This is a genomic window from Salinibacillus aidingensis (genome assembly GCF_055393355.1).
In genome coordinates this window covers 1,481,950-1,502,686 of the sequence record NZ_AP043759.1, presented here as the reverse complement: position 1 = coordinate 1,502,686, position 20,737 = coordinate 1,481,950, and the positions used below count along the sequence as shown (strand labels likewise).

General features: G+C 41.6%; 19 protein-coding genes. 1 reads left to right on the top strand and 18 read right to left on the bottom strand.

All coding sequences use genetic code 11. The annotated features are described in order from the left end of the window. Positions 1 to 8: 8 nt before the first annotated feature. The 15 genes from ACZ5OK_RS08165 to ACZ5OK_RS08095 form a co-directional block, all read right to left on the bottom strand. Entirely contained in the window at positions 9 to 662 is a 654-nt protein-coding gene (locus ACZ5OK_RS08165; RefSeq protein ID WP_343841017.1) for a thiamine diphosphokinase, read from the bottom strand. Positions 663 to 730: 68 nt separating this feature from the next. Then, entirely contained in the window at positions 731 to 1,384 is a 654-nt protein-coding gene (gene rpe / locus ACZ5OK_RS08160) for a ribulose-phosphate 3-epimerase (RefSeq protein WP_343841014.1), read from the bottom strand. A gap of 2 nt (positions 1,385 to 1,386) precedes the next feature. Then, a complete protein-coding gene (gene rsgA, locus ACZ5OK_RS08155) occupies positions 1,387 to 2,271 on the bottom strand; it encodes a ribosome small subunit-dependent GTPase A (protein ID WP_343841011.1) in 885 nt (294 codons plus the stop codon). Positions 2,272 to 2,275: 4 nt separating this feature from the next. Then, positions 2,276 to 4,279: a Stk1 family PASTA domain-containing Ser/Thr kinase gene (gene pknB / locus ACZ5OK_RS08150; protein WP_343841008.1), complete on the bottom strand. Its 2,004-nt coding sequence runs from the start codon at positions 4,277 to 4,279 to the stop codon at positions 2,276 to 2,278. A 2-nt stretch (positions 4,280 to 4,281) separates the two neighbouring features. Next, positions 4,282 to 5,034, bottom strand: coding sequence for a Stp1/IreP family PP2C-type Ser/Thr phosphatase (locus ACZ5OK_RS08145; RefSeq protein ID WP_343841005.1), 753 nt, complete (start codon positions 5,032 to 5,034; stop codon positions 4,282 to 4,284). Positions 5,035 to 5,180: 146 nt separating this feature from the next. Then, entirely contained in the window at positions 5,181 to 6,521 is a 1,341-nt protein-coding gene (rsmB, locus tag ACZ5OK_RS08140) for a 16S rRNA (cytosine(967)-C(5))-methyltransferase RsmB (RefSeq protein ID WP_343841002.1), read from the bottom strand. Between the two features lies 1 nt (position 6,522). Next, positions 6,523 to 7,464 (bottom strand): methionyl-tRNA formyltransferase, encoded by a 942-nt coding sequence (fmt, locus tag ACZ5OK_RS08135; RefSeq protein ID WP_343840999.1) that lies wholly within the window; start codon positions 7,462 to 7,464, stop codon positions 6,523 to 6,525. A 14-nt stretch (positions 7,465 to 7,478) separates the two neighbouring features. Then, entirely contained in the window at positions 7,479 to 9,887 is a 2,409-nt protein-coding gene (gene priA / locus ACZ5OK_RS08130) for a primosomal protein N' (protein WP_343840996.1), read from the bottom strand. Next, positions 9,884 to 11,101, bottom strand: coding sequence for a bifunctional phosphopantothenoylcysteine decarboxylase/phosphopantothenate--cysteine ligase CoaBC (gene coaBC, locus ACZ5OK_RS08125; RefSeq protein ID WP_343840993.1), 1,218 nt, complete (start codon positions 11,099 to 11,101; stop codon positions 9,884 to 9,886). The genes priA and coaBC overlap by 4 nt, the downstream gene beginning before the upstream one ends. A 117-nt stretch (positions 11,102 to 11,218) precedes the next feature. Next, on the bottom strand, positions 11,219 to 11,425 hold the full coding sequence (rpoZ, locus tag ACZ5OK_RS08120; protein WP_343840991.1) for a DNA-directed RNA polymerase subunit omega: 207 nt from the start codon (positions 11,423 to 11,425) through the stop codon (positions 11,219 to 11,221). Beyond that, a complete protein-coding gene (gene gmk, locus ACZ5OK_RS08115; RefSeq protein WP_343840989.1) occupies positions 11,422 to 12,042 on the bottom strand; it encodes a guanylate kinase in 621 nt (206 codons plus the stop codon). Before gmk ends, rpoZ begins: the two co-directional genes overlap by 4 nt. Positions 12,043 to 12,053: 11 nt before the next feature. After that, entirely contained in the window at positions 12,054 to 12,317 is a 264-nt protein-coding gene (gene remA, locus ACZ5OK_RS08110) for an extracellular matrix/biofilm regulator RemA (protein WP_093136413.1), read from the bottom strand. A 232-nt stretch (positions 12,318 to 12,549) separates the two neighbouring features. After that, complete coding sequence (locus tag ACZ5OK_RS08105) at positions 12,550 to 13,158, bottom strand: YicC/YloC family endoribonuclease (protein ID WP_343840985.1); 609 nt, start codon at positions 13,156 to 13,158, stop codon at positions 12,550 to 12,552. 17 nt (positions 13,159 to 13,175) lie between these two features. Next, complete coding sequence (locus ACZ5OK_RS08100) at positions 13,176 to 13,418, bottom strand: YicC/YloC family endoribonuclease (RefSeq protein ID WP_343840982.1); 243 nt, start codon at positions 13,416 to 13,418, stop codon at positions 13,176 to 13,178. A gap of 121 nt (positions 13,419 to 13,539) precedes the next feature. After that, positions 13,540 to 16,221, bottom strand: coding sequence for a calcium-translocating P-type ATPase, SERCA-type (locus tag ACZ5OK_RS08095; RefSeq protein WP_343840979.1), 2,682 nt, complete (start codon positions 16,219 to 16,221; stop codon positions 13,540 to 13,542). A 90-nt stretch (positions 16,222 to 16,311) separates the two neighbouring features. Between ACZ5OK_RS08095 and ACZ5OK_RS08090 the strand changes: the two genes are divergently transcribed. Next, the gene (locus tag ACZ5OK_RS08090) at positions 16,312 to 18,024 is read left to right on the top strand and encodes an Rqc2 family fibronectin-binding protein (protein ID WP_343840977.1); all 1,713 of its coding nucleotides are present in this window, start codon (positions 16,312 to 16,314) and stop codon (positions 18,022 to 18,024) included. 83 nt (positions 18,025 to 18,107) lie between these two features. Here the strand turns inward: ACZ5OK_RS08090 and ACZ5OK_RS08085 are convergent, their stop codons facing one another. The 3 genes from ACZ5OK_RS08085 to pyrR form a co-directional block, all read right to left on the bottom strand. Continuing rightward, positions 18,108 to 18,359, bottom strand: coding sequence for a hypothetical protein (locus tag ACZ5OK_RS08085; protein WP_464758676.1), 252 nt, complete (start codon positions 18,357 to 18,359; stop codon positions 18,108 to 18,110). 284 nt (positions 18,360 to 18,643) lie between these two features. After that, positions 18,644 to 20,014: a solute carrier family 23 protein gene (locus ACZ5OK_RS08080; RefSeq protein WP_343840973.1), complete on the bottom strand. Its 1,371-nt coding sequence runs from the start codon at positions 20,012 to 20,014 to the stop codon at positions 18,644 to 18,646. Positions 20,015 to 20,174: 160 nt separating this feature from the next. After that, positions 20,175 to 20,714 carry a bifunctional pyr operon transcriptional regulator/uracil phosphoribosyltransferase PyrR gene (gene pyrR, locus ACZ5OK_RS08075; protein WP_343840970.1) on the bottom strand — a complete coding sequence of 180 codons (540 nt, stop codon included), beginning with the start codon at positions 20,712 to 20,714 and terminating at the stop codon, positions 20,175 to 20,177. Positions 20,715 to 20,737 lie beyond the last annotated feature (23 nt).

Sequence of the window (20,737 nt, the reverse complement as noted above, 5' to 3'; positions counted from 1 at the left end):
AAGACGCATTATTGGTGGACAGCATCGCTCCTTACCACTAATAATATGCCTTCATCAAATGAAAAAGTACCTTTTTTTCCAATTAAACGATTAGACGTGGACAGGGTAGTTCCAAATTCAAGAGTTGCGTTGGTTAACGGATAATAAAAATTTTTCAGAGTCAGGTTTTTAATCAAGGGTGTCTGTGGAATCAATGAAATATTCTCATAATTTTCATCATATTCTACTATATGCACACCCGCCCTCTTTAGTTCAATTAGATTTCCTTTATCTATGATTATTCCTCTTAAATTTTGTTCGGAAAGCTGATACAGCAGCTGTATATTAACGAGTTCATGATCCAGTCTTCCACCTGTAACCCCAAATAGATAGATTTTATCAGGCTTTAGCTCTATGGCTTTTTGAACAGCAATTTCCAAATCAGTCTGGTCTTTTTCAATAGGATAAGTGTCCACCTGATTGATTTTTGTATGAAGCATGGCTTTTTCATCTTCAGAAGTCGAATCAAAATCCCCCATCGCGTAGTCCGGAACAATTCCTTGATTAAGCAAATAGATACTTCCCCGATCTGCTCCTATCCATTGCACATTCTGTTCATTATACAAATGGAGATCCGGGAGTCTATCTTCAGGACCTCCACCAACTATACCCACTATAGTCATGATTGCTTCCTCCTCAATAAAGAAAGCCGCCTCCTGAAGGCAGCTTTTCAATAGAATCAAATTTTACTTTAAATAATCTCCTGACGTATTTCCTCCATAGCCTGTTTACGATTTTCTGAATTAAAAATCGCACTGCCAGCCACAAGTACATTGGTCCCGGCATCCGTACAACGCTTTGCTGTGTCTTTATTCACTCCACCATCCACTTCAATTTCAAACGAGAGGTTTTGCTCCTGTTTTAGAGCTGCTACTTCTTCAATCTTTGGAATGACCGATTCGATGAATGCCTGTCCGCCAAATCCGGGATTAACGGTCATTAATAAGACTAAATCAACATCAGGCAATATCGGCCGTATGGTTTCTACAGGCGTTGCAGGATTAATGACCACACCTGCCTTAACTCCATTTTGCTTAATCATCTGAATCGTTCTGTGTAGATGCACACAGGCCTCCTGGTGGACTGTAATAATATCTGCACCTGCATTTGCAAAAGCTTCTACATAATCTTCGGGCTTTTCAATCATTAAATGAACGTCAAGCGGCAGAGCAGTCACCGGCCTGATGGCTTTAACTATAAGTGGCCCGATAGTGATATTAGGAACAAAATGCCCATCCATCACATCGACATGAATATAATCGGCACCGGCCTGCTCAACATCCTTTACTTCTTCTCCAAGCCTGGCAAAATCGGCTGATAATATAGAAGGAGCTAATTTTGTCACTTTTAATACCTCGGCTTTCTTGACTGGATTTCTTCTAAAAACTGCAAATAATGGTTATAGCGAAATTCGGGGATATCCCCTGTTTGGACAGCATCTTTCACCGCACATTTCGGCTCTTTAAAATGCTTACAGCCCCTGAATTTACAGCCATCCTGCCTATCCACCATTTCCGGAAAGCATTCAGGGAGCTCTTCAGCCACAATCTCCCGGAAGTCAAGTGAACTAAAGCCGGGAGTATCAGCTACATACCCATCATTCATTGAAATGAATTCAACATGTCTTGTTGTGTGTTTTCCACGACCTAATGTTTCAGAAATATCTCCAATTTCCAGATCCAGACCTGGTTTAAGTGCATTAAGCAGTGAAGACTTTCCGACTCCCGACTGACCTGCTATCACGGACGTTTTCCCTTCTATATAAGGGACAAGCTGCTGAACCTGGTTTTTATCTTTAGAGCTTAGCCGGACAACGGAATAACCAATGTTCTCATAGATTTTCTGAACGGCTTCCATTTGCCTCTCAGCCTCAGAACTTACGAGATCCATTTTTGTAAGGACAATAACAGGTTCAATCCTTTTGGCCTCGATTAATACAAGGAAGCGGTCCAATAGTAAAGCATTAAAGTCAGGTTTGGCTGCAGAGGTTACGATAATCGCCTGATCAATATTGGATACAGGAGGCCGGACTAATTCATTGTTTCGTTCGTAAATTTTTGTGACATAACCGTCTCCATTATCGGTAATATCAATCTCTACCCTGTCCCCAACAAGAGGGGTAATCTTCTGTTTACGGAAAAGGCCTCTGCCTCTGCATTGATAAATGCCCTTATTTGGTACTTCTACATAATAAAACCCGCTTAATGCTTTTACAATTTTTCCTTTCTCCATGTACTTAATCTCCACCTTCTGGATTATTCGTGAATGTATTCGTATCGACTACATTTCCATTAACAAGGATGCGGTAGCTGCCTGTCTCTCCTGGAGCAACGACTACATCAAACTTATAGGGTTTGGTACTAGTAATCTCTTCACTTATATATGGAACAGAACCATCGTTATTCATATCCTCTATATAAATTTCTACCTTTACAGGCTCTGGTTCCTGTTTATTCCCGGAATCATCGTCATTTTCATTTCCATTACTCTGATTTACTTCTACTGTATATTCAACAGGATTTGTTTCAGGCTTTGGTTCCGGACCTTTTGAAATCACTACAGAAATTTCAGTACCTTCCTCCACTTCCTCATCTGGAGCAGGATCCTGACGAATAACATGTCCTTCTTTCACGTCAGCGGAGTACTCTTCCTCAGGTTCTGAAGACATAACTAAGTTGTTGTTGCTAATAAATTGATCGACTTCCTCTAACGCTGATCCTTTAAATGAAGGTATTGTTACCATAGGAGGGCCACTGCTAACCTCAAATCTTACAGAGGTATCCTCTGGAATAACGGGAGCTTCAGCCTCTGGATCCTGTGAAATGATCTCCCCCTCAGGTTTTTCTGATTCTACATCAAATTTTTTAATATCATCATAGCCCAAACCTTCGAGGATTTGTTTCACCTGGTCATATTGCTGACCAACGTAATCACCAAAAGCTTCTTTTTCAGGTCCTAGGCTGGTAATAATGGTTACAGTTGTACCTTCCCTGATAATGGACCCTGCTTCCGGGTCTGTTTCAATGACTTTTCCTTCTTCAATTTCATCAGAATTTTCCTGGTCATGATCAATTTCCACATCCAGTTCATTCAGGCGGTTCACAGCCTCTTCATAGGTTAATCCGGAAACATCCATAACTTCGACTTCATCCGGCATTAACAATTTAGGTAAAACAAAAATGGAAAATATAGCGGCTGCAAGTAAAACGCCTAAAATAGAGAAGGTCCATGCCTTCCAGTTCCTTTTCTTCTTTTTTGGTTCCTCTTCAGTTTCCGACTCTGGTTTCTTATGAATAACCGTATCCCCGTTCTGATTGCCAGCCAATTGGTGATCATTCGGGATAACGGGTATTGCTTTAGTTTCTTCTCCCTCTTCCTCAGGAGGCGAAAATTTTTCTTCGTTCATTCGGCTCGGGAGCAACACGGTCGCCAAATCTTCTTCAATTTGTGCTGTATTTTCATAGCGATGAAAAGGATTTTTTGCTGTCGCCTTTAATACAACATTTTCAACACTCTGGGGAATATCAGGAATCCATCTGCGTACAGACGGTGTTTTGCTTTGTAAATGCTTTAATGCAATAGATACAGCTGATTCCCCTGAAAATGGGAGTCTGCCTGTCAGCATTTCAAAAAATACAATACCTAATGAATAAATATCAGATTTTTTGATGGCTGTGCCACCTCTGGCCTGTTCGGGCGATAGATAATGAACAGAGCCCAGCACTGAGTTCGTCTGGGTTACACTTGTATGACTAAGTGCCATAGCAATACCAAAATCTGTTACTTTAGCATTCCCTTTATTATCAATCAGGATATTTTGAGGCTTTATATCTCTGTGAATAATTTCGTTATGATGGGCATGACTAATGGCAGAAGTAATCTGCTTCATGACATCCACAGCTTCCTCTGCAGGAAGAGGCCCATACTGCTGGATGTACTGCTTAAGAGTCATTCCCCTTACATATTCCATGACAATATAATAAATATTGTCATTGTCATCTTCTTCCCCTACATCATAAATACTGACGATATTTGGATGTGACAGGCTGATGGTTGATTGAGCTTCACGCCTGAACCTTTCAATAAACTCTTCGTCATGGGCGTATTCCATCCGTAAAGCCTTAATGGCAACCTTACGATCAAGAATGGTGTCATGGCCGAGATAAACATTGGCCATCCCCCCGCCACCTATTGCATTCAGTATTTTATAACGATCATTTAAGACTTGTCCTTCAAACACGTTTATTCACCCTCTTTCTCTTGAGGGGAATTTTGTACAATGGCTAAGGAAATGTTATCCTCGCCGCCTCGTTCATTGGCCAGATCAATCAGACTTCTCATGGACTCTTCAATCGAATCGGCCTCTATAATATACTGATGAAGCTCATGATCTTCTACCTTATTTGTCAAACCATCCGAACATAAAATTAAATAATTTCCAGAATCCCAAGTGATGGTTTTGGTGTCAATTTCCACATCCTTCTCTGTTCCCAATGCTTTCAGGAGAACATTCTTTCTCGGATGATGTTCCGCATCTTCAGGTGATAATTGTCCCGTTCTCACAAGCTCGTTTACAAGGGAATGGTCTTCTGTTACTTGAGAGAAACCGTTACTGTTTGACAAGTAACATCTGCTGTCTCCAATATGGGCAATCGTAATAAACTCATCTGTACAAACTGCTGCAACAATGGTAGTTCCCATACCCTTACACTCTTCATGGTCAATCGCATACTGTAAAATAATCTGATTAATATCCTTGATTTGATCTTCAAGCCATGTCTGTGCTTCGTCGGGTGATGTAATGGATTCTGTGTTCTTCCATCTGTTATGTAGTTCTGTCGTTGCGAGGGAACTGGCTACATCACCTGCACTGTGTCCCCCCATTCCATCAGCAACAATCGCAAGCATTTGATTTTGCTGATTAAAATAAATTCCACCTGAGTCTTCATTATGACTTCTGACATGCCCTGTATCGGTTAGAAAATTTCCTAACACTCGTATCACCCCGTCTTTTCTTACATGCTTATCCAGTTTAAATGATAAGCTCCTGGCACTATCATGATTTCGCTTTTCAGGATAAGCTTACAAAAAATCTAACACCTAAACTCTCCTCAATATCTATCTACTATAGAATACCATATTTATGATTTTTTGATTAATCTTGTTAAGAAAAATCCATCTGTGTCTAAATCATGGGGAAAAAGCTGGAGTCCCCATTGTGACAAACCGCTTAATTCTCTGCAAACAACTGGCAGGGATTCTCGAAAGGATGGATCGATTTCGTATTCAGGATGATTTTTCAAAAATTGCTGAATAACATGCTCATTTTCTTCCCTATCAACTGTGCATGTGCTGTAAACAAGCTTCCCGCCGGTCTTTAAAAGCGGTGCAACGGCCTCAAGTAAATCGGTCTGTATGCCAGATAAATTGGTGACATCCTCCGCTGATTTCTGATACTTAATATCAGGTTTACCTCGTAATACGCCCAATCCCGAACAAGGTGCGTCCAATAGAATCCGGTCAAAGGTCTCTTTTTCATAAATATCAGGCAGTGTACGGCTGTCGGCAGGCTTGGCAGTAATAATACTCAGCCCAAGGTCCTTGGCTTTTTCTTCTACCAGCTTCGCTTTTTTTGCGTGGAGATCATAGGCATGAATTTCTCCATTGTCTTTCATCTTTTCCGCAATGTGGGTCGTTTTCCCACCTGGAGCACTGCAAGCATCAAGTACAAACATACCCGGCTCCACATCCATCATTTCACCCACTAACATTGAGCTCTCATCCTGTACGGTGAAATATTCTTTAAATAATGGATGACGAAAGATGTTTCCGCTTTTCATAATGATTCCCTGTGAAGATAATAGAGAGCGTTCCACCTCAAAGCCATCCTGTTCAAGACGTTTTATCGCATCCTCACGACTCATTTTTGTGGATTGTACACGAACGGAAACATCCTTTTCGTGTAAGTTTTTAAGGCACATGGACCGTGCAATATCAAATCCGTACCATCTGACAAACCGTTTCACCAGCCATTCGGGATGACTCATTTCGACAGCCAGCCGTTTTACCGGGTCCTCAATGGAATCAAAGGAAGGGACTCCCTTTCGTTGAACATTTCGCAGGACACCATTGACAAATGAGCTTAAGCTTTTACCGCCTTTTTTCTTAGCCAATTCCACAGCTTCATAAATGATCGCATGATCGGGAACCCGTTCCAGGTAATGCATCTGATAAATGGCCAGATACAAAAGCCATCTTACCCAGGGTTTTACACGCTTTCGAACGAATGGTTTAAGAAAAAAAGCCAAGGTGTCTCTTCGCTGCAGCGTTCCGTAGACCAGTTCAGTAAGCAGGGAAACATCTTTCTGATTCAGATCATCTTTGCTTATTTCCTGCTGAATGAGTAAGTGACTGTAGCCACCACCTTGTCCAACACGTACTAATATATTTAAAGCTGCTTCACGTACTGTTTTTTGTGCCATGTTACTCTCCTAACCTGTCTCCTTTAGTAAGATTACTTCCTGCACCACGTAAAAAGGACTCAGCATTCATTCGTTTTTTGCCTGAGGGCTGAAGATCTGTAATGCGAATTCCTTTTTGATCCCCGCATACGACTGTAAACCCGTCATCATCCAATTCACTTATCGTACCGGGTGTTTCCTGAAAGGTGCTTTCAATCTTTTCCCCCCACCAGATTTTTACGTTTTTTCCGTTAAGCGTAGTCGATGCCACTGGCCAGGGATGGAGACCGCGAATATGGTTATAGACTTCTTCCTGTGACTGATTCCAGTTTATTCTTTCCTGTTCTCGTTTAATATTATAAGCAAATGTGGCCTGTTCATGATTCTGTTTTTCAGGTTCAATGGAGCGATTAAAGATTTCAGGCAAGGTTTCAATTAAGAGTCTGGCACCGGCGTCAGCCAGTTTGTTATGCAAAGAGCCGACATGATCTTTTTCATCAATAGGAACCCTGACTTTCGCTAACATATCACCTGCATCCAGGGCCTCTACCATATACATAATGGTGACTCCTGTTTCATGTTTGCCCTGTAAAATTGCATAGTGAATGGGCGCACCACCTCTTAATTCCGGAAGTAAAGAAGCGTGTACATTAATACATCCATACTCGGGCTCATCAAGTAATTCCTTAGGCAGAATCTGACCAAAGGCAGCTGTGACAATAAGGTCCGGACGGTATTCAAGCACCTTGTCATATTCATGTTTGATTTTCTCCGGCTGTATGACAGGAATATTATGCTTCTCGGCTTCAGCCTTTACTGGTGGTGGGGTTAATACACGCTTTCTCCCCTTGGGCCGATCTGGCTGGGTAACGACTGCAGCCACTTCATAGCCCGCTTGGATAATGGATTGCAGGACAGGAACGGCAAAGTCCGGGGTCCCCATAAATACGATACGTTTTGTCATTTGGGTCACTCCTTTTACATCATTTGCGTTGGTTGAAAGTCAACAGATATTTGTAAATCCTTTGTCTGAATTTCTTTTTCATATTGCTGGATAATTTTCTTCATATTCTCATACAGATTTGGTTCATTTTTGTATTTTATCATGCATTGATAGCGATATCTATTTTTAATCCTTGTAATAGGGGATGGCGTGGGCCCCATAATCTGTGTACGGTTCATACTCATCTCGTGTAAGGATTTTACAATTTTCTGCGTAACTTGAACGGCATAAGCATGATTGGGATGGGAAATCGTTACTAAAGCCAGAAAATAATAGGGTGGATATTTAAATCTTTTTCTCATTTTCATTTCATATTGAAAAAAGGGTTCAAATTGATACTGACTTGCCAGTTCAATACTGTAATGATCCGGTGTGTAAGATTGAACGACCACCTCACCTGGTAATTCATGACGGCCGGCTCTGCCACTAACCTGTGTTAATAATTGAAAGGTTTTTTCAGCTGAGCGAAAGTCCGGAATATGTAACATGGAATCAGCAGCAAGCACGCCTACTAATGTAACATTACTAAAATCAAGTCCTTTTGCTATCATTTGCGTCCCCAATAAAATATCCGCTTTTCTCTCCCTGAATTGATTTAATAATTTTTCATGGGAGCCCTTTCTCCGTGTGGTATCCACATCCATTCTAATGATACCGGCTTCCGGGAATGTCTGCTGAAGGGATTCCTCCACTTTCTGAGTTCCTGTACCAAAATAGCGGATAGAGTCACTTCCGCATTCCGGACACACCTGTGGCATAGGAATTTCATAGGAGCAATAATGGCATTTTAATCTCTCCTGCTTCCTATGATAGGTTAGAGAAATATCACAATGGGGACACTGAATGGTCGTCCCACAATCCCGGCAGATGACGAAGGTTGAATACCCTCTGCGATTTAAAAGCAGGACAATTTGTTCTTTTCGCTCTAAACGCTCACGAATACGTTCCTGTAATGGAAAGGAAAACATGGAACGATTACCCTGGTGAAGTTCGTCCCGCATATCTACAATTTCAACCTCTGGCATGCTTTGATTGTTCATCCGTTTCGACAATGTAAGCAAATGATAAACGCCCTTTTTCGCTCGTGCAAAAGATTCCAGAGTTGGCGTCGCACTTCCGAGAATAACAGGGCAATGGTGATACTCTCCCCGGAAAATCGCTATATCACGTGCATGATAGCGAGGGGTATCGTCCTGTTTATAGCTGTTTTCATGCTCTTCATCAATGATAATAATACCCAGATTTTCAAAAGGAGCAAAGATAGCGGACCTGGCCCCTACGACGACACGGACTTCCTTACGCTGAACTTTCCGCCACTCATCAAATTTTTCTCCAGCGGATAACCCACTATGCATCACAGCTACGTCTGAGCCAAATCGTCCTTTAAAGCGCTGTACCATTTGAGGGGTTAAGGATATTTCCGGCACCAGCACGATCGCTTCCTGTCCTTTGTCTAATGCATTCTGAATAGACTGCAGATAAATTTCAGTCTTTCCGCTTCCTGTAACACCATGGAGCAGGAAAACTTCATGCTCATGATGATCCATCGTCTGATGAATGGGTTTTATCGCTTTCGCTTGTTCCTCTGTTAAAGGTAAAGGTTCGGTTCTTTCAAAATTACGATTTTCATAGGGATCCCGATAAACTTCTTTTTCATATAAGCGGATCAAACCCCGACTGACTAATGATTGAACGGTGGACCGAGTTGTATGGAGCTTTGTTAACAATTGCTTTAAAAGAATGGGCTCAGGATTCTCAAGAAAAAATCCGATAATGGCTTTCTGTTTTTTGGCCTGATTGGAAGTTTCCATGAAGCCTTCCTCTAACTGAAAGGCATCCACCGGTTCTGCCCAGGTCATTTTCTTTCTGGTTTCTTTACTTTTGACGACATATCTGACCTCAGCCAAACCATCTTTGATTGCAGTGCGAATTTTAATATAAGGGATGTTCCTCTCCTCTATCTCCTCAAACGTGACCATAACCCGCCCGGCAAATAGTATCTGTAAAGTTTCCGACAGCTCTTCCTCCTCAGCTAGCAGCCACAATTCTTTTTTATATTTAGCCTTCAGTATCTGAGGGAGCATCACTTGTAAAGAGGTTATCTGGAAGCTTAAAGTCCGATTGGCAATCCATGTCCCCAGTTGTAAAAGTTCCTGAGTCAGAACAGGTGTGTAATCCAGAACTTCGTCGATTTCTTTTAATTCTTTCACTTCTGTATTCGTTTTGATTTCAATAACAAAGCCCATGACCTTTCTCGGTCCAAAAGGAATAATTACCCTCATCCCCTCTTCCAGGCTGTCTTTATATCGATCAGGAATTCGATAATCAAACACATGATCAATAGCCATGGAAGGGACATCAACAATTACACTTGCAATTTTCACTGTTCTCCTCCCTTTAAGTCTTCCTCAATTAGAGAAAATAGCTGTTGAGCAATTTTAACTTTTGAGTTTAGTGACAGCTTTTGCTGTTTTCCTGTCTTTGAAATAAAAGCTGCTTCATTTGTATCAGCTGAAAAACCGGCATTCTCCTGACTGACATCGTTAACGACAATGGCATCCAGATTTTTTCTTTCGAGCTTTTCCCTGCCATATTGAATCACATTTGATGTTTCGGCGGCAAACCCAACTAAGTATTGGTGCTTTTGTTTTTTCTCCCCTAAAGCTTTTAAAATATCCTCTGTCCGCTCTAGTTCAATGACGAGCGAACCCTCCTGCTTTTTCATTTTTTGATCAAAGGTTTCCTTAGGCCGGTAATCTGCAACTGCGGCTGCTTTAATAATAATATCAGCCTTATCATAATGGCGGAATACTTCATGATACATATCCCGGGCGCTCTCAACTTCCATTCGACTGACTCCATTCGGTACTCCCAGATTGGATGGTCCGGAAATTAAGGTAACGCTCGCACCCAGTTTTGCAGCAGTTTCGGCAATCGCGTAGCCCATTTTTCCTGAAGAATGATTGGTAAAAAAGCGGACAGGATCAATCGATTCCCGTGTAGGGCCGGCTGTGACTAATATGTGTTTGCCATTATAATAAGAAGAGGATTCTTTTGTCCCTATATGCTCTTCAATAACGTCAAGGATTGATTCAGGTTCTTCCAGCCTGCCTTTGCCTACATAACCACACGCAAGAAAACCTTCGCCAGGTTCGATAAACTGATAACCAAAATCATGTAAGGTCTGCATATTCTTCTGAACAGCTGGGTGGGCATACATATGAACATTCATCGCCGGAGCTACATACACGGTTGCTTCTGTAGCAAGCAGCGTCGTTGTCAGCATATCATCTGCTATTCCATTTGCAGCTTTTCCGATCACATTTGCTGTTGCTGGAGCAAGAATAAATAAATCGGCCCAATCTGCCAAATCGATGTGAGCAATTTTTTCCGGATCCTTTTCATCAAAGGTGTCCGTATAAACCGGCTGCCTGGATAAAGCCTGAAATGTCAGGGGACTGACAAATTGAGTCGCATGATTGGTCATTATAACCTTTACGATGGCTCCTCTCTGGACAAGCTTACTTGTCAGTGCACATGCCTTATAAGCGGCAATGCCTCCTGATACTCCTAATACGACCTTTTTTCCTTTTAACATCCTTCATTCCCCTCTTTCCTTAACCCTTTAATAGAGAAGACCATGAACAAAATGGTGTCATTAAGTGCAAAAAATAACAACCCTGTTAAGGTTGTTATTTCAATTAATCATAGGTGATTATTCATAGTCATGATTAGCCGTTTCAAGTTTTTCGGCACGAATTTCTTCCAAAGCAGTCCCGACTAATTTATTGGATTTCACATCATCAATCATCGGATCATCCGTGAATTGTAGTTCTCTTGCACGTTTAGCCGACAGAATAACTAATGCATATTTCGAATTGATTTTTTCAAGCAATTCATCAACAGATGGTTCCAACATCATTCTATATCACTCTCCAATGCTTTTTTATATTCTTCGGCAATTCTTTCTCTTTTACAATGTTCTGCCTGAACAATGGAATTTATTTTTTCTACAGCATGACTTACTGTATCATTAACCACTACATAATCATAGGCTTCCATCATTTCAATTTCTTCTTTAGCAGCTAACAGCCGATTTCGAACCAGGTCCTCTGTTTCTGTGCCTCTGTTTACAATACGATTTTTTAGCTCATCGAGACTAGGCGGGAACAGGAAAATAAAGACTCCCTCTGGAAAATTTTCTTTTACTTGCAGAGCACCCTGAACTTCGATTTCGAGGAATACATCCTTACCTGATTCAAGTGTCTGTTCCACGTATTCTCTTGGAGTTCCATAATAATTTCCGACATATTCTGCCCACTCAAGCAGCTTACTCTCTTCAATCATTTTCTCTACTTCATCTTTTTCATGAAAGAAGTAGTCAACTCCGTGTTTTTCCCCATTTCTTGGCTTACGTGTTGTAACAGAAATCGAATATTGCAAATCTGTTGCCTGATCAAATAATGCTTTTCTTACTGTGCCTTTTCCGACTCCTGATGGGCCAGATAAAACAAAAAGTATACCTTTATTCTCAATCACAATATTGCCTCCTAGCCTTCATCCGACATGTCATCATTACTAATGACACGTTGACCAACTGTTTCTGGTTGAACTGCAGAAAGGATAACATGATCACTATCTGCAACGATGACTGCACGTGTACGTCTTCCATATGTAGCATCTATCAATTTATTATTGTCTCTTGCAACCGTTATAATACGCTTAATAGGCGCTGATTCTGGTGAAACAATGGAAATAATCCGATTTGCTGATACAACATTCCCAAAGCCAATATTAATTAATTTTAAACTCAAGTATGGTTCCTCCTCTAATTTACGCTTTTCTGTCTCTTATCGCAACATTTATTATGTAATAAAGTGCCGGTCGCCTCCGCTATTCTTTGTCCAGCTGCGGCTCCCAGGCCTTTGCGGATATAAGCCAAAGCCATTACGTGGCAAAAACATGCCACTACATGTCTTCGCCTTATACCTCCAGACCTGAACAGTCGCCTCCGCTTTTCTTCAAAATATACAGGATTTTTTGGGTTTATTCAACATTCTGGATTTGTTCTTTAAGCTTTTCGACTTCACTTTTGATACTTACAACCCATTCTGACAAATCACCGTCATTTGATTTGGAGCCTATCGTGTTAACCTCCCGATGCATTTCCTGGACAATAAAATCAAGCTTCCTTCCAATTGATTCATCATCCTGCTCCAACGTTGACACAAATTGATGGATATGACTGAAAAGCCTTGTAACTTCTTCTGTAATATCCCCCTTTTCAGCCAGTAAGGCCACCTCCTGCATCATTCTGCGCTCCTCATAAAGCTCTTCATTCATATACTCTTCAATTCTCTGGCGAATGCGCTGACGATATTCTTCCATAATGATGTCCCGTTGTTTCTCCAGCTTTTGCACGACCGTCTGTACAAAATGAATGCGCTGCTTTAGATCATTAAAGAGAGCGTTCCCTTCATGTTCTCTCATTTCCAAGGCTTTTTTGCAGGCAGTATAACAGGTGCGGAGTAATACATCTTCAAAATCACTACTGGTATTTTCCTGTTCCACAATAGAAAACGCATCCTCAAGCTTCAGAATATCCTGTACACGAACAGATCCGGACAGCTGATAATGATTCTGTATGGAGGACAACTTCTCAATATATTGATCTAATAGATCCCAATCAATGTTAATGGTTCGTTAACCAGACCTTCCCCTTCTATCGTCACCATGACATCAATCCGTCCACGTGTAAAGAATGATCTGGCCTGTTCCTTAATTTTCTCTTCAATATACAGAAGCATCTTTGGCATTTTAATTGACAGGTCTAAAAAACGATGATTAACAGTGCGCACTTCTACTGTAATTCTTGTTTCCCCTATTGCTGCGATTTCTCTACCGTAGCCTGTCATACTCTTAACCAAGACTTCTCACTTCCATTTCTCTTACCAATTATAGGATAATTGCTACGATATACATTATTTTATCATGATTTACTTGGAATTTCTAATAAATTTGTCAAAATACACCGTTTCAGACATGAATCGAATGATTTTTTTCCTTCCCTGAAGGCATCCAGATAAACGTTGGTATAGCGCTTAATGCCAGAATATAAATCCATTCGGTCAGAGGCAACTCTACTGTATGAAAAATTGGCTGTAGAGGTTCAAAATACACAACAACCAGTAATAGCAGAATCGAGGAAATCACTGCTCCTACCAGAGAAAGATTTCCCAATGGATTGCGTGAGAAGACCGAATAATCCGATCGGCAATCAAATACATGAATAAGCTGGGCCATTACTAATGTGACAAAGGCTACCGTCTGGGCGTAGGCTAAATGATCAGGACTTTTTTGATAGGTAAAGATAAAGGCTATCAATGTGACCAGACCAATTAAAAATCCTCTGCTTACAATTTTAAAACCCAGTCCTCTGGCGAATACACTTTCCTTCTGGCTTCGAGGTGGACGTTTCATTACATCTTTTTCAGGCTGGTCCAGACCTAAGGCGAGTGCAGGCAGTCCATCTGTAACTAAATTTACCCAAAGAATTTGTACTGGAACTAATGGGAGAGGCATAGCTAGCATCATGGCAAACAGCATCACCAGAATTTCTCCTACATTGGAAGCTAACAGATATCGGATAAATTTCCTGATATTTTCATAAATATTTCGTCCTTCTTCAATAGCAGATTTTATGGTCGCAAAATGATCGTCCATTAAAATTAATGAGGAGGCTTCCTTGGTGACATCTGTCCCGCCTTTTCCCATACTTATTCCAATATCGCTGGCTTTTATGGCAGGGGCATCATTGACTCCATCCCCTGTCATGGCTACAACATGACCACGATTTTGAAAGGCTTTTACAATTCTTAATTTATGCTCAGGGGAAACACGGGCAAAGACATACACCTCAGGAATGATGGCTTCCAGTTCCTCATCGGTCATTTGACTTAATTGGTACCCACCTAAAACTTTTCCATGAGGAGGAAGCAGCTTCAGCTGTCGGGCAATAGCCTGTGCCGTATTTACGTGATCGCCGGTGATCATCACCGTTTTTACACCAGCTTGTCGGCAGGTTTCAATTGCCTCTGCTGCTTCCTCCCGTGGTGGATCCATCAAACCAAATAATCCTGCAAAGGTTAAATGATTTTCCAGTTGAAAGTCCTTTTCGTTTTCTGAAGGGTCCAGTTCTTTAACACAGACAGCAATTGTCCGTAAGGCTTCATTCGTCATTCTTTCCATCATGTGATGAATATGCTTTTCTTTTTTAGGTGTAAAGGGGCGTCTTTCACTGCCTTCCTGTATCCAGCTTGTCCGTTTCAGCAATACATCAGGAGCCCCTTTAGAAATAACAAACCGTTTCCCTTTTTCGTCTTTTACAACAACCGTCATACGCTTCCTGGCCGAATCAAACGGAATCTCATGAATCACGTTCAACCCCTGCAGATTTTGTCGGGATAAACCTGCTTTTTCTGCCGCAACCACCAGTGCACCTTCAGTAGGATCCCCATCAATTTGAAAACGGCCATTGGTTTTCAAAATTTCAGCATGGCTGCATAAAAGGGTGTTTTTCAGTATTTGACTCAAAGCGCTCGTGCTTAATGGATCGATTTTCTTTCGATTGAGGTAAAACTTTCCCTTAGGATGATAGCCCTGTCCTGTAACAAAATAGTGCTGCTTTGGTACATATATCTGTTGCACAGTCATTTGATTCTGGGTCAGAGTTCCCGTTTTATCTGAGCAGACAACGGAGGCTGACCCCAGGGTTTCGACCGCTGACAGCTTGCGAACTACAGCTTTTCGCTTAATCATCCGCTGCACACCTAAGGACAGAGCAACCGTTACAATAGCCGGAAGTCCTTCAGGGATAGCAGCAACAGCTAAGGATACGCCCGCTAGAAACATTTCATAGATTGGGTGTCCCTGATAAATTCCTAATAGGGCGACAGCAACAGTTAATAGAATGGCACCGACAATGAGGATCTTCCCTAGTTCTTCAAGCTTTCTTTCGAGAGGTGTTGGTATTCGCTCTGTGGAAGACAGCATTGAAGCAATCTGTCCCATGGCGGTTGACATTCCAGTGGCTACAACCACTCCGGTCCCACTTCCTCTGGTGACTAATGTACCGGAAAAGGCCATATTGTGCTGATCGCCAAGCTCAACATTTTCTTTTGGAATAGGCTGTTCATTCTTAACCGCAGGAATCGATTCCCCGGTTAAAACGGATTCCTCTATCTCAAGTGCATTTACATCCAGCAAACGAAGATCCGCACTGATTCTGTCACCTGTTTTCACTTTTACAATGTCCCCGGGGACAAGTTCACGACTTGTTTTATTGACCCAGACGCCATCTTGTAATACCGTGACAACCGGAGCGGATAATTCTTTTAATTTTGCCATCGATTTTTCAGCCTTCTGCTCCTGAAAATAGCCTAAAAGACCATTTAGTAGAACAATGGCCATAATGGCAATAGCATCGATATATTCGCCCAACAAACCAGAGATCAGAGTTGCTCCAAGTAAAACAAGCACCATAAAATCTTTAAACTGCTGGACAAACAAATAGATTCTGGATACTGACACCTGTTCAGCAATTTCATTTTCGCCGTGTTGTCTTAAACGCTCCTCCGCTTGTTTTTCCGATAACCCATGGCCTGCATTTGTCTGTAACTGCTCTTCTATTTCTCTTTGATTTTTCGTATACCACTTCACGGTTATTACCCCCATACCGAGCTTCTTGTGTATATCTATTCAGACAAGCCTTAAAAAATGCTATACTTTGTATGATATGAGGTGATGAAGATGTCATTTGATGGAGTTGTAACACGAGCCGTTGTTGATGAATTATCAACGAAGCTAACGAGCGGCCGAATACTGAAAATTTATCAGCCAACAAGCACTGAATTAGTGATGACTGTGCGTAGCCACGGAGAAAATCATAAGCTTCTCCTGTCTGTACACCCAAGCTACGCCCGTATACATTTAACCAGTGAATCCCTGACCAATCCTAAGGAGCCACCAATGTTCTGTATGCTTTTAAGAAAGTATCTGGCTGGTGGATTTATTGAGAAGATTGAGCAAAAAAACATGGAGCGTATAATTGCCTTTCGAATTTACAGTAAGGATGAAATCGGGGATATTACGAGCAAAACTCTTATGGTGGAAATTATGGGAAAACATAGCAATATCATGCTGGTGGATGACGAAAAAAATGTGATTTTAGACAGCATGAAGCATATTTCACCTGCTCAGAACCGTCATCGTACTATATTACCAGGACAGCCGTATGTTTTTCCTCCTGAGCAGAATAAACTGCACCCCTTAGAAATAGACGGTGAAAGATTTATAAAAAAACTGGATTTTAATAAAGGAAAGCTGGATCAGCAAATGGTTCATACTTTAATGGGGATTTCTCCATTAATAGCCAAGGAATTACAGCACCGCGCTCACCTGGGTTCCACCCAAAAGTATCAGGAGGTTTTTGAAAGGTTCCAAAAGGATTTAAGGGAACACAACTACACACCTGCCGTTTATCAGGGCGGCAAAGAACAATTTTATGTATTTATACTTGATTCGCTTCCAAACGAACGAATCACCTTTTCTTCTGTCAGCGAAATGCTGGATGCCTACTATCGTGGAAAAGCTGAACGGGACCGGGTCAAACAGCAGACAGCGGATATTTACCGACTGCTGAAAAATGAGCGGGACAAAAACAAACGTAAAATTAAAAAACATCAGCAGACGTTAAAAAAAGCTGAAAAGGCTGAGCAATATCAGAAGCTCGGGGAGTTATTAACAGCGAATATGCACCTTGTTAAAACAGGGGATACAGTCGTTAAGGTGGTTGATTACTACGATCCGGACCAATCAGAACTGGAAATTGAACTGAATCCGAATAAAACACCAAGTGAAAATGCACAAAGTCTATTCCAGACCTATCAGAAACTGAAGAAATCAAAACAGGTTGTGACCACGGAAATTGACAGGGCCAAGGATGAAATTCAATATTTAGAGCAGTTAATGCAGCAGTTAGAAACTGCACGGGAACAAGATTTAGAGGAAATACGTGAGGAACTGCAGGAGCAGGGCTATATCAGGAAAAAAGCTAAGAAGTCTAAGAAAAAGCAAAACCAGAAGCCCCAACTGGATGAATACGAGGCTGCAGATGGTACACTCATTCTAGTCGGACGCAACAATAAACAAAATGAATATTTAACGAATCGACTGGCCAATAAAGACGAAATATGGCTGCACGCGAAGGATATACCTGGATCCCATGTCGTTATTCGAACGCAAAATCCAAGCCAGGAGACCATTGAAGAGGCAGCTGAACTTGCCGCTTTTTACAGCAAATCAAAAATGTCTTCTACCGTTCCGATTGATTATACACAGGTTAAGCATGTGCGTAAGCCATCTGGTGCCAAACCCGGATATGTTATCTATGACAATCAGAAGACCGTTTATGTTACCCCTGATGAGCGAAAGGTTAATCAGATGAAAAGAAGTCAGACATAATTTCACGTTTGATGAAAAATAAATGAAAAAAACGAGCATAACCTCATTGGGTATGCTCGTTTTTTTAATAGGCCAAAAGGATGTTAAATAGTCTGAAACAGTAGAATAAATAGCAGAATCGTAGCCAGATAAGTAAAAGCACTGTGCCCCCAATATTTTCGATCATGGTTACGGATCATAAAATAGTTCCATACTGCAAAAAGGAGCACTCCAGTCAAAAAGCTTGTACTCGCTTTCCAGGAGAGAATCGTTTCTGTGTCCCCCATGGAAAAGGCGACCCAGAACAAAATATAAAGGTAACACGTAATGAGTCCGAGTGCTGCATTTCCAATCATGAGCCAGGCCCATTTTGATATTTTCACAACATCACAGCCTTTTATCTATTTTCTGAAACCTATTGTACAATGCTAATCTGGAAAAATGCAACACTCCGGTAATCTGCTTTTAATTGTCCAGCTGCGGCTCCTAGGTCAAGGCGGATATAAGCCAAAGCCCTTACGTGGCGAAAACCATGCCACTCCATGTCTTCGTCTTATCCCGCATGACCTGACCACTCGCCTCCGCTTTTCTCTGTCCAGCTGCGGCTCCCAGGCCTAAACGGTCGCCTCCGCTTTTCTAATTAAGCTGCTTCGTTGTCTGTGGTTATTTCTTCTGATGCTTCAAACATATTTCCGTTACCAAAGCTCTTTTCTTTGCCTGGTAATACCAGGTTTAATAAAACTCCGACAATCGCCGATAGAGCCATGCCTGCGATTTGCAGGTTTTCATTTACCTGTATATAGGCTCCACCAATTCCCAGGACAAGGATTACAGAAGAAATGATTAAGTTTCTTTTTTCACCCAAATCTACTTGATTATCAACTAACATGCGAAGACCGCTTGAAGCGATAATCCCAAACAATAGAATGGAGACTCCCCCCATTACAGCAGAAGGAATGGATTCGATTAAAAGGACAATACTGGTCGTAAAACCGAAAAAGATAGCAATAACTGCCGCTCCCCCTATAACAAACACACTGAATACGCGTGTTATTGCCAGGACACCGATATTTTCCCCGTAAGTGGTATTTGGTGGCCCTCCAAGGAAGGAAGCGATCATTGTTGCCACACCATCTCCCATAATGGAGCGATGCAGCCCTGGTTTTTCAAGAAAATTACGTCCGGCTACTTTGGATAGCACCATCTGATCTCCAATATGCTCCGCTACTGTCACAAGAGCAATAGGAACCATAATCCAGAAAATTCCTGCATTTACAACCTCTAATGGATTGTAATCTTTAAATGGTACCGTGAAGTCAGGCACTTGAAAGAAGGCTGCGAAAAATCCGGCAATCGAACCACTGTTCACCAATTCATTCCAATGCTGGCTTAACGCCTCTGTATTGACAATTCCCTGAGTCAGGGCGAATACATATCCTCCAATAATTCCTATTAAAATCGGAATTAAGCCAAAGAAGCCTTTAAAAAACATCGTCGCTAAAATCGTAATTCCTAATGCCACAAGTGCTACTGTAAAATGAGCAGAGCTGTATTCACCATTTACATTCATGGCCATATCTACGGCTGTAGGAGCGAGACCAAGTCCAATGACGATGATTATGGGTCCGACTACAACAGGAGGTAAAATATTCATTAACCATTTGGTTCCGAGTATACGAATAAATACTGAAATCAGTCCATAAACAACGCCGGCCAGAAAGCTTCCCACCATTACTCCCGGCATTCCATAAGCAGCATCTGCCAGTGTTATAGGAGTAATAAAGGCAAAGCTTGAACCAAGATAAGCGGGTATCCTTCCTTTCGTGATAAATAGATAGGCCAATGTTCCTAATCCACTGGAAACTAAAGCAGCCGATTGAGACATTTCGGTTAGAAGGGGCACTAAAATTGTAGCGCCAAACATAGCAAATAAGTGCTGCAGGCTTAATATGAACCATCTGCTTTTCTTTGGTATATCTCTTACACCCATAACCATGTTTTCATTACTCATATAAACACTCTCCCTTTTTGTCATTAAAAAAACCTCTTTGCACAAGTCGCAAAGAGGTATACGTAACCTGAAATAAGTTACGCCAATCATTTTTGCGACCTTCTGTAGCCTCTCTGGACTCAGTTAAAGGTCCTCCATTCGTTATTCAGTTCGTATTCTCTTAATCATAAATCGTTACTTCATCTTCCTGATCAATCTCATCCACATGAACCACAATGACCTCTTCTTTTGAAGTAGGAATATTTTTTCCGACATAGTCCGCACGAATAGGCAGTTCACGATGACCCCGATCCACTAATACGGCTAGTTGTACTTGATGAGGCCTTCCAAGATCCATAACAGCGTCCATGGCGGCCCGCACGGTTCTACCTGTGAAAAGGACATCATCGACAAGAACAACCGTCTTATTATTGACATCTGCTTCAATCTGAGCAGCCTTTAGTTCTGGTTCTTCCAGGTTTTCCTTCCTGCTTAAATCATCTCTGTAAAAGGTTATATCCAGTTCACCAACCGGGACACTTGCTCCTTCAATGTCCTGTATCCTTTTTGCAAGACGATAAGCAATCGGGGCGCCTCTCGTTTTAATACCGACTAAAATTAAGCCATCCGTACCTTTGTTTTTTTCGAGAATTTCATGAGCGATTCTGGTTAGTCCCCGGCCCATTGCAGCCTGATCGAGTAACTGTGCTTTAAAATTCAATTTGCCCCTCCTTTTTCCGAACC